Raw genomic sequence first — 15,704 nt, 5'->3', positions numbered from 1 at the left:
TCGATGACGCCGAGCCGGCTCCGCCAGTTGGAAGCGTTCCGCGCGGTCATGCAGAGCGGCTCGGTCAGCCGCGCGGCGCAGCGGATGTATCTCTCGCAACCGGCCGTCACGAAGCTGCTGCGCGGCCTGGAGGACGAGACCGGGCTGCCGCTCTTCGACCGCTCGCGCCGCCACCTCCAGCCGACGCCGGAGGCCGTGAAGCTGGAGGGCGCCGTCGCAACGCTGTTTGCGGCCGCCGACCGCCTGGATCGCACCATCGACGACATGCGCGGAATCGGGAGCGGCGAATTGCGCGTCGCGGCCATGCCGCTCATGGGGCTGTCGCTCATCCCCCGGCTGCTGGCCCAATTCGCCACCGACGTGCAGCCCGTGCGGATCTCGCTCGTGGTGGCGAGCTCGCGCGAGGTCTACGATCTGGTGCAGGCCGGCAATGCCGATCTCGGCTTTGCCCTGCCGGTCGGCCGCAGCGCGCTCGTGGCAGCCCCACCGATCGAACTGCCCGGGCTGGTCGTCCTGCCGCCCCGTCATCGCCTGGCGCGCAACAAGGTCGTTCCGCTCTCCGAGCTCCACGATGAGCCCTACATCTCGCTCGGTCGCCAGTATCGCCTGCGCGATCAGGTCGACGAACTCTTCACCAACAACGGCGTCGCGCCCCGGCTCGTCGCGGAGACCCAGAACGCGGCGGCCGCCTGCGCCATGGTCGCCGCGGGCCTCGGCTTCACCATCGCGGAGGCCGTCACCGTGCGCGCCCTGAAGGGACAGGTCATCGCGCGCAGCCTGCGGCCGACGGTGACCTACACGGTCACGGTCCTGGGCAGCCCGGGGCACCCGCTCTCGTCCACCGCGCTGGGCTTTCTCAAGCTGGTCCGCGGCGAATTGAGCAACTGACGTCGGATCGGGCCCGGTGGGCGCGCGAGGATCGATCTGGGCCTCGCTACGGAGGGGCTGTTCCGCTCGAATCCTTGACCGCAGGCCGCCGCCGCGTCAGCGGGATCGGCTCTGACGGCACAGGCCCTCGACCCGCCTGGAGGGGCGTGGCCGGTTCCGGCGCTCGCTGACGGAACAACCGTTCGCGTGATGCCCCGGGCTCCAGGTCCAGCGCCCCGTCCTGAGGGCTCTCGTCGGCGGCCGATTAAGTCGCACGCCGTGGCGCCCCGTGAACCGGACGATCCGGATATCCTGTGGGCGTTGCCGAGGGTGACGACGGCCGACCGACCGCGCGCGGCGCCCGTCGCAGCCCGGCGGGAGGACATTGTGGATCGCCGCGCCGCGCGCCCTCGAAGACGCGGTCCCCGCGCGGATCCCAGGCCGTCGGGCGGCGCATATCCGGATCGGACAGGAAGGCGGTACCGATGACGACCCAGGATCTGTCGGACTTCCCGCGGGAGGCCTTCGCGAAGCACGATCGTGATCCCGATCCCCTGTTCTACGCCCAGCCGCGCTTCGTCACCCATATCGACGCCGCCGCGATCGCGGCCGTGACCGAGATGTACAGGACGGTCGTCCCTGCGGGCGGTGTCGTCCTCGACCTGATGTCGAGTTGGGTCAGTCACCTGCCGGACGAGGTCGCCTACGCCGGCGTCATCGGTCACGGCCTGAATGCCGCGGAACTCGCCGCCAACCCGCGCCTGACCCGGCATTTCGTGCAGGACCTCAACGCCGACCCGCACCTGCCCCTCGACACGGCCTGCGCGGATGCCGCCCTGGTCTGCGTCTCGGTGCAGTACCTGCAGCAGCCGGTCGCCGTCCTGTCCGAGATCGCCCGCGTGCTGCGCCCGGGCGCCCCGGTGGTGATCAGCTTCTCGAACCGCCGCTTCCCGACCAAGGCGGTGGCCATCTGGAACGCCCTCGACGGCGCGGGACACGCGCGCCTCGTCAGCCTGTATCTCCAGCGCGCCGGCTTCGCCGATCTCGACGTGCGCGTCCTGAAGCCGGAGGGAGGGCCCAGCGACCCCATGACGGCGGTGATCGGCCGGACCGCCGCGGCCTGAGGGGCCCGGCGGCCGGTCCGGACGGGGCGGTCGTGCGGGATCGCGTTCGCCGAAGACCCCGGTCGCCACGGATGGCCGGTCAGGCCGGGGGGCGGGTCGGGAACCAGTTGCCGTGGAAGCCCGGCGGGATCCGGTGCGCGAGGCGAACGCTGGCGATGGGCGGGGCCTCGAACGATCGGGCGTCGAGGATGACGAAATCGGTCGTGTCGTTCGCGGTGTCGATGACGAACCCGACGAGCCAGCCTTCGTCCTCTGCGGCCCCGGCGCGCGCCGGCACGAAGACGAACTCCCCCGGGACGCGGTCGGCACCGAAGGCGTGCACGCGGCGGCCGCCGGTCTCCAGGTCGTGCTTGTAGAGCTCTGTCGCCCCGGCCAGCTGCGTGTTGCCGTCGGCGGGGACACTGACGGTGTAGACGTACCGGTGGCGCTGCCCGAGACGCCGCTCGTCGATGCGGGGGAACTCCTGCGCCGCGGGGTCGAGGACCCGCCGCGCGACCCGCTTCGTGCCAGGGTCGATCGTCCAGCGTTCGAGCCGGCCCGGCCTGTCGAGCCCGCCCCCGGCCGAGGCGAACACCGTCTCGTAGGCGACCACGTCGAGGATCACCCGCCCATCCGCGTCGTCGTAGGCGTTGGCGGCGTGGAACACGAAGCACGGTTCGACGGCGCACCACACGATGTCGGCGCCTTCGCCCTGCCGGGGCAGGAGGCCCACGCGGGCCCCGTGGCCGGGGTTCCAGCGGAACGGGAAGCGGTAACCGGCGAGCAGGGCCCGCAGCGAGAAGGTCACGGGCAGATCCAGGACGATCGCGAAGCGCGCCGTGATCGCGCAGTCGTGGATGCAGGGGCCGTGCGCAACCGCCACCGGCACGTCCCGCACGACCCGCCCGGTCGGCGCGACGACGACGTGGCGGACGCTGTCCCAGACGCGGCCGTCATAGGCGATCGCGTGGGTCTCGCCGGTCAGCGGGTCGCGGTGCGGGTGTCCGGTGAAGGACCCGGCGAGCGTCCCATCGAACGGGTTGTAGCGCTGCGCCTCCAGGGTCCGCCCGAGTTCGACCGGAAAGCTGCCGGCCTCCACCACGGCGAAGATCCGGCCGCCGATCTCGACCACGTTGGTGTTGACGGTGTCGTTGCCGCCCCGGCGCGGCCCGGACGCGGCGGGACGGCCGAGCGCGGCGGCCGCGGTGCGCGAACCGATCCAGCGGTTGCGATACCACAGCGCTTTGCCACCTTCGATCGCGAGACCGTGCACCATGCCGTCGCCGAGGAACCAATCGTGGCCCCGCCTCGCCGGGCGGACGGGGTTGGCCCCCATCTTGAGGTAGAGGCCGTCGAGCCCCAGCGGGACCGCCCCGGTCACGGCGAGGTCCCGCAGCGTCAGCTCTTCCCGCATCGGTTCGTGAACGCCGACCACGAAGGGGTTCTGCGTTCCGGGCAGGCGCAGGCGGTTGCAGGCCGCCACCAGGGCGACGCCGCCCTCGAGGGCGGCGCGGACAGCCGACTGGACGGGGTTCGGCATCGGCAGCGATTCCGGGGTGAGGTGGCAGACCGGGATCTAGTCGGGCGGGGCGCGCCCGGTTCCCGTCGGGGAGGGATCCGAGGACCGATCCGGCCCGCACGCTGACGGAGGCCGAGCCGCACGCGCGCCACGCCGGGCTGTGCCGTCGAGGCGGCGGATGTCGGGTGCCCCCGACCCTCCTCCGTCGGCGTGACGGCAACTGCGAAAGGTTGGTCAAGTCGGGGCGATGCACAAGGGCGACGCGCCGCCCCGCCCGCGCGGTCCCTGACGTCTCTGCCGCGCCCGACGACCGGCGGTGACTCTGCCGCAGGAACACGACCGTCCCGCCCCGGTTCGCTGACCGAGATCGATGGACGGGGATGCGAGACATGGCGCAGATACGCGGATCGACGGTGGTGATCACCGGCGCGTCGAGCGGCATCGGACGGGCCGCCGCCTATGCCTTCGCGGCCAGAGGCGCGCGCGTCGTCCTCGCGGCCCGCCGTGCCGATGTGCTCGACGATATCGTGCGGGAGATCCGAGACGCGGGCGGCGCGGCCGTCGCCATCCCGACGGATGTGACCGATTCCGACGCGGTCTTCGCGCTGGCGGAGGGCGCGCGCCGGGCCTTCGGCGGCATCGACGTCTGGATCAACAACGCGGGGGCCGGCGTGTTCGGGCCGCTCCTCGACGCGCCGCTCGCCCTGCACCGGCAGACGATCGAGATCAACCTGATGGGCGCCATCCACGGTGCCTACGCCGTGCTGCCGCACTTCCGGCGCCAGGGGCACGGCACGCTGATCAACACCATCTCGATGGGCGGCTGGGCGCCGACGCCGTTCGCGGCCGCCTACACCGCGAGCAAGTTCGGCCTGCGCGGCTTCTCGGCGAGCCTGCGCCAGGAACTCGCCCGCCACAGGCACATCCACGTGTGCGGGGTGTTCCCGGCGATCGTCGACACGCCCGGCCTCGAACACGGGGCCAACGTCACGGGCAAGACGCTGAACCCGGGCCACCTCTACTACGCGCCGGAGGACGTGGCCGCGACCTACCTGCGCCTGGTCCGGCACCCGCGCCACGAGACGGCGGTCGGCTGGCCGGCCCGCCTCGCCCAGGCCGGCTACGCGCTCGCGCCCGCGCTGACCGAGCGCATGATGGGCGCCGGGTTTCGCTTCGCCCTGGACCGTGCCGACCCGGGGCCGCGGACCCACGGGGCGCTGGAGAAGCCGATCCCGCAGGGAACGGGCGCCGACGGCGGCTGGCGGGCGCGCAAGGGTGTCCCGTCGGCGGGGACGATGAGCGCCGGGCTGGTCTGGGCCGGCGTCGGTGCCGCCGCGCTGCTCGCCCTCGCCCTCGGCACGCGGAGGGCGGGCCAGCGGAGCTAGCCGCATCCGCTCGAACGATCCGCCGGCACCGATGGGCCGGGCCTGGGGGCATCGCCGCGCCGTCCGCACCCGGCCCGACCGAGCCGGAGGACCGTCGCCGGGACTCGATCGAGGATGCGGCCCCCTGCGGGGAAGCAGGCCGTGAGCGTTCGCGCATGAGCGAGGCCATCGTTTCGCGAATTCCACATCGAAGATCGCGCTGAGCCCCCGACGAAGACTGGGATTCCGGCTTCGCGCCCACCGCGGACCCGCCTCGGGAAGAAGGATCTTCCGAGGCGGCTCTGAGTCCACTCCGCCGACGCGCCGCCTCTAAGGATAGGCCGCCGCCAAGTCATCGGACATCGCGCACGAAATTTTGGAACATCTCGCCAGCTCTGTCGGCGCGATCGGCGGGAACTGATAAGAAGAGACTCTGACCTGCCGGTGTAATGAACCCGTCAAGTCTTCTCGTGCGTGGCACGCGTGTTGCTAAAACGGTGGGACGCCTGAGGAGTCTTCCGGCTTGCCCCCTTCGTTCAACGTGACCGATCTCTCCCGCCGCACGGTGCTGGCGCTTCCCCTCGGGCTCGCGGCCGCCGCGAGCGGCGCGCGCGCCGCCGAGCCGAGGCGTGGGGGCACGATGGTGATGATCGTGCATCCCGAGCCCTCGACCCTGGCCCATTACGCGGTGTCGGCGGGCAACATCCCGCCGATCGCCACGCAGGTCTACGAGGGGCTGTGCACCTACGACTGGGACCAGAATCCGCAGCCGAACCTCGCCAAGGCCTGGGACGTCGCCCCCGACGGCAGAACCATCACCTTCACACTTCAGGAGGGCGTGACCTTCCACAACGGCAAGCCGTTCACCAGCGCCGACGTGCAGTACTCCTTCATGGAGATCCTGAAGAAGTACAATCCGATCGCCCCGGTCATGCTCGCGGAGCTGGTCGCCGTCGACACGCCGGACCCGATGACCGCGGTCCTGCGGCTCGCCAACCCGGCCCCCTACATCATGAAGGCGCTCTCCGGGCGGGACCTGCCGATCCTGTGCCGCTCGGTGTTCGAGGGTACGGACGTCCTGCAGAATCCCAGCGCCAACAAGCCGATCGGGACCGGTCCGTTCAAGTTCGTGAGCTGGGAGCGGGGCCAGTCCGTGCGCCTGGACCGCAACGCGGCCTACTGGAAGCCGGGCCTGCCGTATCTCAACCGGATCGTCGCCCGGTTCATCCCGGACGCGGCCACCCGCTCGGCGGCGATGGAGGCGGGCGAGGCGCATTTTGCCGGGTACAGCGCGGTCAACTACGCCGACCTCGCCCGGATGAAGACCAACCCGATCCTCGACCTCACCACCAAGGGCTACGAGATGACGCCGGCCCAGAGCGTCCTGGAGCTGAACGGCCGGCACCCGCAGCTCCAGAAGAAGGCGGTGCGCCAGGCCATCGCCTACGCCATCGACCGCAAGGTCATCCTCAGGGACGTGATGTTCGGCTACGGCCTGCCGGCCACCGGACCGCTCAGCCGCAAGTTCAAGACCGCCGGCCTCTACACCGACGACGTGCGCCAGTACGACGTCCCGGACCGGCTCGACATCGCCAACCGGCTGCTCGATGAGGCCGGCGCCCCGCGCGGCCCGGACGGGACCCGCTTCGCCCTGCACCTGGAGGTGAATTCCTTCGGCGAGCAGTGGCTGCGGCAGGCCGAGTACCTGAAGCAGGCCCTGGCCATCGTGGGCATCGACGTGACGCTCCGCTCGGAGGACACCGCGACCTGGCTGCGGCGGGTCTACACGAACTACGATTACGACCTGAACGAGCCGTTCCTGAGCCAGGGCGTCGACCCGGTCTACGGGCTCAACAAGCAGTTCCTCACAAGCCAGATCCGCAAGGGCGTGACCTTCGTCAACGACACCTTCTACGCGAATCCCGAAGTCGACCGCCTGCTCGGCGAGGGCGCGCGCGAGCCGGACCCGGAGAAGCGGGGCGCGCTCTACAAGACGGTCCAGCAGATCCTGGCCGAGGACAGCCCAATGATCTGGCTCATCGACGTGCAATACGTCAGCGTCTTCAACCGGCGCCTCAAGGACCACACCACCGGCCCCCTCGGAACCCAGCAAGCCTTCGAGCGGGCCTGGATGGACACGTAGTCCCGTGCGGCTCGCGCGTTTCCTCGGCTACCGGCTGCTGCTGGCGATCCCGGTGGTGCTGGGCATCGTGGTGCTCAACTTCTTCCTGATCCACCTCGCGCCCGGCGACGCGGCCTCCGTACTGGCCGGCGAGAGCGGGGCGGCGAGCCCCGAATACATGGAGCAGCTGCGGCACAAGTTCGGCCTCGACCGGCCGCTCCTGGCGCAGTTCGGCGTCTATCTGCTGAATATGGCCCACCTCGATCTCGGCTACTCGTTCCGCAACGACAGCCCGGTGGCGAGCCTGATCGTCGACCGGCTCTGGCCCACCGGCCTGCTGATGCTGACCGCCTTCGCGGCCGCGTTGCTGATCGGGACGCTCCTCGGCCTCGTGGCCGCGACGGGCCGCAATTCCTGGCGCGACGGGATCATCTCCCTCCTCAGCCTCGTGGCCTACGCGACCCCGGGCTTCTGGCTCGGGCTGATGATGATCGTGGTGTTCGCCATCCGCCTCGGCTGGCTGCCCACCAGCGGCTACGACACGGTCGGCGCCGACAACGAGGGCTGGGACGAGGTCTGGGACGTCGGCCGCCACCTGGTCATGCCAGCCGTCGCCCTCGCGCTGTTCTACCTCGCCGTCTACGCCCGGGTGATGCGCGCCTCCGTGCTGGAGCAGATCGGCATGGATTACGTCACCACCGCCCGCGCCAAGGGCCAGACCGAGGCCCGGGTGATGACCGGGCACGTCCTGCGCAACGCGCTGCTGCCGGTGGTCACCATGGCGGGCGTGCAGGCCGGCAACCTGATCGGCGGCTCGATCGTGGTCGAGACCGTCTTCGGCTGGCCCGGGATCGGCACCCTGGCGTTCAACGCCCTCCAGTCGCGCGACCTCAACCTGCTCCTCGGCATCTTCTTCGTCTCGGCCTGCCTCGTGGTGGTGATCAACCTCGTCGTCGACCTCGTCTATGTCGGCCTCGACCCGCGGATGGAGCTCTAGCGATGCGCACGGCCCTGGCGCGGTTCGCGCGCAACCGCCTGGCGCTCGCCGGGGCGGCGGTTCTCGTCGGACTGGTCGTCCTCGTGGCGCTCACGCCGCTGCTCTATCCCGGCGACCCGTTCCGCCTCGTCGGCCCGGCCCTCCAGCCGCCGGGCCGGTCCTTCCTGTTCGGCACCGACACGCTGGGGCGGGACGTGGCCGCCGAGATCGCCTACGGCGCCCGCACCTCCCTGATCATCGGCCTCAGCGCGACCGGGGCTGCGATCCTGCTCGGGACCCTGATCGGCGGGCTCGCCGGCTATTACCGGGGCGGCGTCGAGGTCGCGCTGATGCGGCTCACGGAGTTCTTCCAGACGATCCCCGCCTTCGTGCTGGCGATCCTGATCGTGGCGATCCTCTCGCCGTCGCTCGGCAGCGAGGTCGTGGCCATCGTGGCCGTCTCCTGGCCCGGCATAGCCCGTCTCGTGCGCGGGGAGTTCGTGGCGCTCGGCGGCCGCGAATTCGTCCTCGCCTGCGACGGCCTGGGCGCGGGCGACGCCCGCATCGTCTTCCGCCACATGCTGCCGAACTGCACCTCGGCGATCATCGCGGTCGGGACGCTGCTCATCGGTACGGCGATCCTGATCGAGGCGGGGCTCGCCTTCCTGGGCCTCGGCGATCCCAACGTGATGAGCTGGGGGCTGATCATCAGCTCGGGCCGCGCGGTCCTCCGGTCGGCGTGGTGGATCTGCACCTTCCCCGGGCTCGCGATCCTGCTGACCGTCCTCGGCATCAACCTCGTCGGAGACGGGCTGAACGAGGTCCTGAACCCGAGGCTGCGAGAGCGATGAGCGACGCCGTCCTCGAGATCGAGAAGCTGACGATCACGCTGCCGCCCGGCGCGGACCGGCCGCACGCCGTCACCGATCTGGATCTGGTCCTGCGCCCCGGCGCGGTCACCTGCCTGATCGGCGAGAGCGGATCGGGCAAGTCGATGGTGGCCCGCGCGATCCTCGGGCTGCTGCCGGGGCCGCGCGTCCGGGTGGCCGGCGGCCGCATCCAGTTCGAGGGCGATGATCTCGCGGCGATCACGCCGCGGCGGATGCGCGGCGTCCGGGGCGCGCGCATCGCGATGATCTTCCAGGAGCCCATGACGGCGCTCAACCCGCTCCACACGATCGGGCGCCAGATCGACGAGGTCCTGCGCATCCACACCCCGCTCGGGCGCGGCGCCCGCCGGACGCGCATCCTCGCGCTCCTCGACAGCGTCCACTTGCCCGACCCGGCCCGGCTGCTGCGCGCCTACCCGCATCAGCTCTCGGGCGGCCAGCGCCAGCGGGCGATGATCGCCATGGCGCTGGCGCTGAACCCGCGGCTGCTCATCGCCGACGAGCCGACCACGGCGCTCGACGTCACCACGCAGGCGCAGATCCTCCACCTGATCCGCGCCCTGCAGCGCGAGCACGGCACGAGCGTCCTGTTCATCACGCACGATTTCGGCGTCGTGGCCGACATCGCCGACACGGTGGCGGTGCTGCAGAAGGGCGTCCTGGTCGAGCAGGGGCCCGCGGCCGCGGTGCTCGGGGCGCCGCAGCATCCCTACACGCGCGCCCTCATCGCCGCCGTGCCGAAGCTGGCGCCGCCGCCGCGCCGGGCCGCCAGCACCGCCCCCCTGGTGGTGGAGGCGCGGCGGGTCGAGAAGACCTACGGCGCCCGGGGCCTGTTCGGGGGCCGCGTCATCCGCGCCCTCGACGGCGTCGACGTCACCCTGCGGCGGGGCGAGACCCTGGGGCTCGTCGGCGAGAGCGGCTCGGGCAAGAGCACGCTCGCCCGGGCGATCACCCGGCTGATGCCCGTCGATGGCGGGGAGATCCTCCTCGCCGGGCACAGCGTCGCCGAACTGAGCCGCCGCCAGATGCGCCCGCACCGGCGGCGCGTGCAGATGGTGTTCCAGGACCCCTACGGCTCCCTCGACCCGCGCCAGCGCGTGATCGACATCGTCGCCGAGGGGCCGATCATCCACGGCACCGAGCCCGGGACCGCGCGGGCCGAGGCGCGCGCGATGCTGGCGCTGGTCGGCCTCGACCCCGCGGCGGCGCAGCGCTACCCGCACGAGTTCAGCGGCGGCCAGCGCCAGCGGATCGGCATCGCCCGGGCGCTCGCCATGAAGCCCGAGATCCTGGTGGCCGACGAGCCGGTCTCGGCCCTGGACGTCTCCGTGCAGGCGCAGGTCCTGGCGCTGCTCGCCGACATCAAGGCGCGGCTCCATCTCAGCATGCTGTTCGTGACCCACGATCTCCGGGTCGCGCTGCAGGTCTGCGACCGGATCGCCGTGATGCGGGCCGGCCAGGTGGTCGAGGTCGCCCCCACGGCCGAGATCTTCTTCGCGCCCAAGCACCCCTACACCCGGGCGCTGTTCGCCGCCGTGCCCGGCGCCCAGTGGCAGGAGCCGATCCCCGCATGACGCCCGAGCAGCTCCTCTCCACGGACCCGTTCCTGCCCGGGCCGCGGGCCCGCGTCGCCGGCGCCGCGACCGGACCGCTCGCCGGCCTCGCCTTCGCCGTCAAGGACCTGATCGACGTCGCGGGCTTCCCCACGGGGGGCGGCAATCCGGACTGGCCGCGCGTCTACCCGACGCCGGACCGCCACGCCGGCGTGGTGCAGGTGCTGCTCGATGCCGGCGCCTCGGTCGTCGGCAAGACGGTGACCGACGAGGTCTCCCTGGGGATCCTCGGCGAGAACGCCCATGACGGGACGCCGTTGAACCCGGCGGCGCCGGACCGGGTGCCCGGCGGCTCGTCGAGCGGCTCGGCCTCGGCGGTGGCCGCGGGCGCCTGCGACTTCGCGTTGGGGACGGATACCGGCGGCTCCGTGCGCGTGCCGGCGAGCTTCTGCGGCCTCTACGGGATCCGGCCGACCCACGGCCGGATCGACTTCGCCGGGATCTGCGTCCAGGCGCCGAGTTCGGATACCTGCGGCTGGTTCGCCCGGGACGCGCGCACCTTCGCGCGGGTCGGCGAGGTCCTGTTCGGCCAGGCGATGCCGGACCACCTGCCGCACACGCTGCTCGTGGCCGCGGACGCGCTCGGCTTCGCCGACGCGGCGGTCCAGGAGGCGCTGGCCCCGCGGATCGACCGCCTGGCCGCGCTGATCGGCAATCGCCGCGACGTGACGCTGGCGCCGCAGGGCCTGTCCGTGTGGCAGCGGGCGCAGCGCGTCCTGCAGAGCAGCGAGGCCTGGCAGACCTTCGAGCCCTGGCTCGATAGCTGCAACCCGCGCCTGGCCTTCTCGGTCGCCCGGTCCCTGATCCAGGGCGCGACCATGACCGATGCCGAGCGCAGCGCCGCCAGCCTGATGCGGATCGAGGCCCGGGCCCGCCTCGCGCGGCTGCTTCCCCCCGGCACCATCCTGTGCCTCCCGACCACCCCGTTCCCGGCGCCCCGGCGCGGGCTGCCCCTCGGCGCGCTGCACCCGCTGCGGGAGCGCATCGCGTGCCTGACGAGCCACGGCGGCCTCACCGGCGTCCCGCAGGTGAATCTGCCGGGCGCGCAGGTCGACGGCGCTCCGCTGGGGCTGTCGATCATCGGGGGGCGCGGGACCGACCTCGACCTGATCCGCACCGCGGTCGCCCTGGAGGGCTGAATGGACGTGACCCTGATCCGCCCCGCGGTATCCCGTGACCGGGCGTAACGACGGCTCCCGTCCGGGATATCGCCGACGGCCGCCCGCCTTCTTGGGGGCTGCGGCCGCCGAGACCACCGTCGGGGTGTTCGCACGGAACGCGGCGGCTCGGGCGTGCGGGAGGCGTCGATCCAATTCCCGAGGCTGCGGAACGCCCGCGCCGACCCGCCCTTCGACGCCGCCGCGGGTGTCGGCGCGCGCGACGGCGCCGGTCGCGCACTGATCGATCCCGCCGCGGGTCAGACCGGAGACGTCATCCGCTCGGCAGCGGCGACGACGGCTCTCACGCGCGCGTCCAGACCTGCCTTCAGGGCAATCCACCGCTGCCGGCCTCTTCCGGGACCGGTCGCGCGCGCGATGCTCTGCATCGGTCCGAGACGCGCCACGATGATAATGCCCGCCAATTGCAATGAATCCGGCAACACGTCAGTCGCTCAGGATTCTGTGCCAATGTCGGACGAATTCATCCCGTTCTGGAGATTGTTGGTCTCCGCGGAAGAACAGCTTCAGTGGGGCATCGAGCCGGAGACCATGGAGGATACGGCCCGAACGCTCGCGTGCCGGCATCCGGGCAGCGCATTGGCCGAGCGCCTGATGGCGCGGGCGGCCTATGTCAGGGTCATGGGCGCGCGCATGCCGAGCCACGGGACACGAACGGCGTCCGCACCCCCGCGAGGGGCCTGAGCGCCACCGGATCGCCCCACGGGCGAGACGGGGCTCAGGCGACCCTGTGGCGGTCCGCCGGGGCCTGCGGCGCCGGAGCGGCGGCGTTGGCCTGGTCGGTCAAGGTCCGAAGGGCCGCCACCATCGCGTCGGTCTGCGCGTCCAGGGTCGGCGTGGCCTGACCGTCGCGGCTGCCGCGCCACACCATCAGGAAGCTGGCCAGCACGGCCGCGGCGCTGGCCACGAACGGTGCGGTGATCAAGGCGGCGAGCGGACTGACGGGCCCCAGCAGGGCGGCCGTCGCCACGCCGCCGCCGAGTGCTGCCACGACCAGGAAGAGCATCGGAGCCTCGCCCGACAGAGGGAGCCGACCCCATCGGTCGGCCCCTGTCCCGCCAATAGGATGAATTCGTTACCGACCGATTAACGACAAGGTCTACGGTCAGCATAGATCTTAGCAATTCGGGTTCAGGCGAAGCTTCGAACCCATATCCCGACGACGTGACCGCAATCCGCAGGTCCCGAGCGGGATCGCGCCGCCATACGTCCCGGAGGCAGCCGGCCCGGGCATTGTCGACGGTCGAGCCGGGCCCCGCAACGCGGACGTTCCTGGACAGGACAGGGCTATCGGGCCATCGATGACCCGCAACACCCCTTAAGATTTCGCAAACCGCGGCGAGAGACATGCCGGATCTCGCCGCACTGCAGCGAAGGCACCGGGGGCCGGCCGTCGCATCCTCCCGGAATCTTGAGCCGGCGGCCGGGACGGGCGGTTAACCATACGCCACCTGCCGGAGCCGCACGATCGGCCCGCCGCGCCGGCCGGGTTGCAATCGATCGCTAAATGGCTAAGCTCATGCGTATGTACTACTGAGGAGGGCGGCGATGAAATCAGTCTATCCCCAGGGCGAAGACCGTATGGAAGCCCCGCTTCCGTCGGCACCGGCGATCCCTTCGCTGCACGAGGACCTCGTCCTCCAGGAGCAGATGCGGCGCCTCCACAATACGCGCGCCCGTCAGCGCGCCGCCCGGCATCATCGCGCCGGCCGATAACCGCTGTAAATGCCGTGCTCGATTCCGTGCTCCTCGTCTGCGCCGTGATCGCCATCGTGGGGACGGCGGTCCGGATCGGCATCGCCGCCTCCGTCCCGGCCATCCGCCGCCGCCGAATCGAGTGGGACGATCCCGCCGAGGCGGAGGGCTGAGGGGAAGGGCCGCCAGCGGGCTCGGCAGGCGTCAGCGCCGGTCTTTCGGGCCGGATCGACGGTCCGGCGAAGGTCGGGGCTCGCGCCATCCCCCGCGCGTTTCGGATCGACGCGGGGGCGCGGCGCCCCTATACGCGCCCGGCGGGCGGCGCGGTGATCGGCGCCTTCGCGTCCGCTGAGGGATCCGGCGTGGCGGAGAGCGTGGCAATCGTCGGCCTGGGCTATGTCGGGCTCCCGCTCGCCCTGGCCTTCGGCCGGACGCGGACCACGATCGGCTACGAGCACTCCGCCGACAAGGTGGCGGCCTACCGCGCCGGGCGCGATCCCGCGGGCGAGATCGACGCGGCGGCGTTCCGGGCCGCCGAACACCTCGCGGTCACCGACGACCCGACCCGGCTGGCGGCGGCCGACGTGATCATCGTCACGGTCCCGACCCCGGTCGACGCGGCCCAGCGCCCGGATTTCGATCTGCTGATCCGGGCCTCGGCGCTGGTCGGGCAGCACATGCGGCCCGGGGCGACCGTGGTGTTCGAATCGACGGTCTATCCCGGCGCCACCGAGGAGATCTGCATCCCCGTCCTGGAACGGTGCTCCGGCCTGCGCTGGAAGACGGGTTTCTTCGTCGGCTACTCACCCGAGCGGATCAATCCGGGCGACCGGGAGCACAGCCTCGCCCGGGTGGTGAAGATCGTCTCCGGCGACGGCCCCGAGACCCTGGCGCGGCTGACCGCCCTCTACGGATCGATCATCGAGGCGGGGATCCACGCCACCGCGTCGATCCGGGTGGCGGAGGCCGCCAAGGTCATCGAGAACACCCAGCGCGACCTGAACATCGCCCTCATGAACGAATTGTCGCTGATCTTCGACAAGCTCGGCCTCGACACGCTAGAGGTGCTCGAAGCCGCCGGGACCAAGTGGAATTTTTTGCCGTTCCGCCCGGGGCTCGTCGGCGGCCACTGCATCGGGGTCGACCCGTACTACCTCACCCACAAGGCCGCGATGATCGGCCACCACCCGCAGGTGATCCTGGCCGGGCGGCGCATCAACGACAGCATGGCCGCCCACGTCGCCCGCGGGACGGTCAAGCGCATCGTCCGGCAGGGCGGAGGCGGCCGGAGCGCGCGGGTCATCGTGCTCGGCCTGACCTTCAAGGAGAATTGTTCGGATGTGCGCAATTCCAAGGTCGCTGATCTCATCCGGGAGCTCGGGGAATTCGGCTGCGCCGTGTCGGTCCACGACCCCCGCGCCGGGAAAGCGGAGGCCCGGGCCGCCTATGGCCTCGACCTCGTCGACTGGGCCGACCTGCCGGGGGACGCGGACGCGGTGGTGGTCGCCGTCCCGCACGGCGACTACGCCCGGCTCGGGCCGGCGGCGATCGCCGCGCGGGCGAAGCCCGGGGGCCTGATCGTGGACGTGAAGGGGCTGTACGACCGGGCCGACTTCGAGCGGATCGGCTACGAGGTCTGGCGGCTGTGACCGCCGCGATGTCCGGCCCTGCGACGAACCCCGGGATGAGACACAGGCCATGATCGAGACGGGCGACGATGACCGGCACGCACGCTACCCCGACGCGCGGATCCGCGCGATCCTGAACGCCACGCGCACGATCGCCCTGGTCGGAGCCTCGGCGAACCCGGCGCGCCCGAGCTGGATCGTGCTGAAATATCTGCTCGACCGGGGCTACGCGGTCACCCCGATCAATCCCGGACTCGCCGGCCAGGATCTGCTCGGGCGCCGGGTCGCGGCCTCGCTCGCCGAGGTCCAGGCCACGCTGGGCGGCCCGCCGATCGACATGGTCGAGATCTTTCGCAATTCGGCCGCCGCGGGTCCCCTGGTCGACGAGGCGCTGGCCCTCTCGCCCCTGCCCAAGGTCATCTGGATGCAGCTCGGCGTGCGCGACGACGCGGCCGCCGCCCGGGCCGAGGCGCGCGGGCTCACGGTGATCATGAACCGCTGCCCCAAGATCGAGTACGGGCGGCTCTCCGGGGAGATCGGCTGGACCGGCGTGAATTCCCGCATCCTCAGCGCCAGGAAGCCCGTGCTGGCGGGCCGGGGCGTCCAGCGGCTGACCATCGCCGAGCGGGGCCGGCGCGGGGACCGTTGACGGTATTCTAGTACCTCATCTCATAAGTCGTTGCAGAAGGGCGATTTTTCGCGATTTCGCGATTCCGTGTTGACCCGCCATCCGGGTCCGGCTATGCACC

The 15,704-nt window shown here is 71.6% G+C and carries 14 protein-coding genes; 12 read left to right on the top strand and 2 right to left on the bottom strand.

The genetic code is table 11. The features are described 5' to 3' along the window. Window positions 1-3: 3 nt before the first annotated feature. Together AC3IF1_RS19715 and AC3IF1_RS19710 are read left to right on the top strand one after the other, a co-directional pair. Window positions 4-888, top strand: a complete 885-nt coding sequence (locus tag AC3IF1_RS19715) for a LysR family transcriptional regulator (RefSeq protein ID WP_489218991.1) — start codon at window positions 4-6, stop codon at window positions 886-888. Window positions 889-1,352: 464 nt separating this feature from the next. Next, complete coding sequence (locus AC3IF1_RS19710) at window positions 1,353-1,991, top strand: class I SAM-dependent methyltransferase (protein WP_489218990.1); 639 nt, start codon at window positions 1,353-1,355, stop codon at window positions 1,989-1,991. A gap of 79 nt (window positions 1,992-2,070) precedes the next feature. Here the strand turns inward: AC3IF1_RS19710 and AC3IF1_RS19705 are convergent, their stop codons facing one another. Beyond that, on the bottom strand, window positions 2,071-3,510 hold the full coding sequence (locus AC3IF1_RS19705) for an 8'-apo-carotenoid 13,14-cleaving dioxygenase (RefSeq protein ID WP_489218989.1): 1,440 nt from the start codon (window positions 3,508-3,510) through the stop codon (window positions 2,071-2,073). A 368-nt stretch (window positions 3,511-3,878) separates the two neighbouring features. On the opposite strand from AC3IF1_RS19705, the gene AC3IF1_RS19700 reads away from it, so the two are divergent. The 7 genes from AC3IF1_RS19700 to AC3IF1_RS19670 all read left to right on the top strand — a co-directional run bounded on the left by AC3IF1_RS19700 (window position 3,879) and on the right by AC3IF1_RS19670 (window position 12,316). Further along, complete coding sequence (locus AC3IF1_RS19700) at window positions 3,879-4,874, top strand: SDR family oxidoreductase (RefSeq protein ID WP_489218988.1); 996 nt, start codon at window positions 3,879-3,881, stop codon at window positions 4,872-4,874. Between the two features lie 502 nt (window positions 4,875-5,376). After that, the gene (locus AC3IF1_RS19695; protein WP_489218987.1) at window positions 5,377-6,996 is read left to right on the top strand and encodes an ABC transporter substrate-binding protein; all 1,620 of its coding nucleotides are present in this window, start codon (window positions 5,377-5,379) and stop codon (window positions 6,994-6,996) included. Window positions 6,997-7,000: 4 nt separating this feature from the next. Then, a complete protein-coding gene (locus tag AC3IF1_RS19690; protein ID WP_243972750.1) occupies window positions 7,001-7,972 on the top strand; it encodes an ABC transporter permease in 972 nt (323 codons plus the stop codon). Window positions 7,973-7,974: 2 nt separating this feature from the next. Further along, entirely contained in the window at window positions 7,975-8,802 is an 828-nt protein-coding gene (locus AC3IF1_RS19685) for an ABC transporter permease (RefSeq protein WP_243972752.1), read from the top strand. Continuing rightward, entirely contained in the window at window positions 8,799-10,415 is a 1,617-nt protein-coding gene (locus AC3IF1_RS19680) for an ABC transporter ATP-binding protein (protein WP_489218986.1), read from the top strand. Before AC3IF1_RS19685 ends, AC3IF1_RS19680 begins: the two co-directional genes overlap by 4 nt. Beyond that, on the top strand, window positions 10,412-11,593 hold the full coding sequence (locus AC3IF1_RS19675) for an amidase (protein WP_489218985.1): 1,182 nt from the start codon (window positions 10,412-10,414) through the stop codon (window positions 11,591-11,593). The genes AC3IF1_RS19680 and AC3IF1_RS19675 overlap by 4 nt, the downstream gene beginning before the upstream one ends. Window positions 11,594-12,082: 489 nt before the next feature. Then, window positions 12,083-12,316 (top strand): hypothetical protein, encoded by a 234-nt coding sequence (locus AC3IF1_RS19670; RefSeq protein WP_243972761.1) that lies wholly within the window; start codon window positions 12,083-12,085, stop codon window positions 12,314-12,316. Between the two features lie 34 nt (window positions 12,317-12,350). On the opposite strand, the gene AC3IF1_RS19665 is transcribed toward AC3IF1_RS19670, so the two are convergent. Continuing rightward, window positions 12,351-12,638: a hypothetical protein gene (locus tag AC3IF1_RS19665; RefSeq protein WP_489218983.1), complete on the bottom strand. Its 288-nt coding sequence runs from the start codon at window positions 12,636-12,638 to the stop codon at window positions 12,351-12,353. Window positions 12,639-13,362: 724 nt separating this feature from the next. Here AC3IF1_RS19665 and AC3IF1_RS19660 point away from each other — a divergent pair. From AC3IF1_RS19660 to AC3IF1_RS19650, 3 genes are all read left to right on the top strand, one after another. Beyond that, entirely contained in the window at window positions 13,363-13,500 is a 138-nt protein-coding gene (locus tag AC3IF1_RS19660; RefSeq protein WP_489218982.1) for a hypothetical protein, read from the top strand. A 189-nt stretch (window positions 13,501-13,689) separates the two neighbouring features. Beyond that, complete coding sequence (locus AC3IF1_RS19655) at window positions 13,690-14,976, top strand: nucleotide sugar dehydrogenase (RefSeq protein ID WP_489218980.1); 1,287 nt, start codon at window positions 13,690-13,692, stop codon at window positions 14,974-14,976. 49 nt (window positions 14,977-15,025) lie between these two features. Beyond that, window positions 15,026-15,604, top strand: coding sequence for a CoA-binding protein (locus tag AC3IF1_RS19650; RefSeq protein ID WP_489218979.1), 579 nt, complete (start codon window positions 15,026-15,028; stop codon window positions 15,602-15,604). The last annotated feature ends 100 nt before the right edge of the window (window positions 15,605-15,704 follow it).

It is taken from the genome of Methylobacterium sp. E-012, assembly GCF_057836545.1.
The sequence above is the reverse complement of the archived record's forward strand: the minus strand, read 5'-3'. Positions and strand labels throughout refer to the sequence as shown.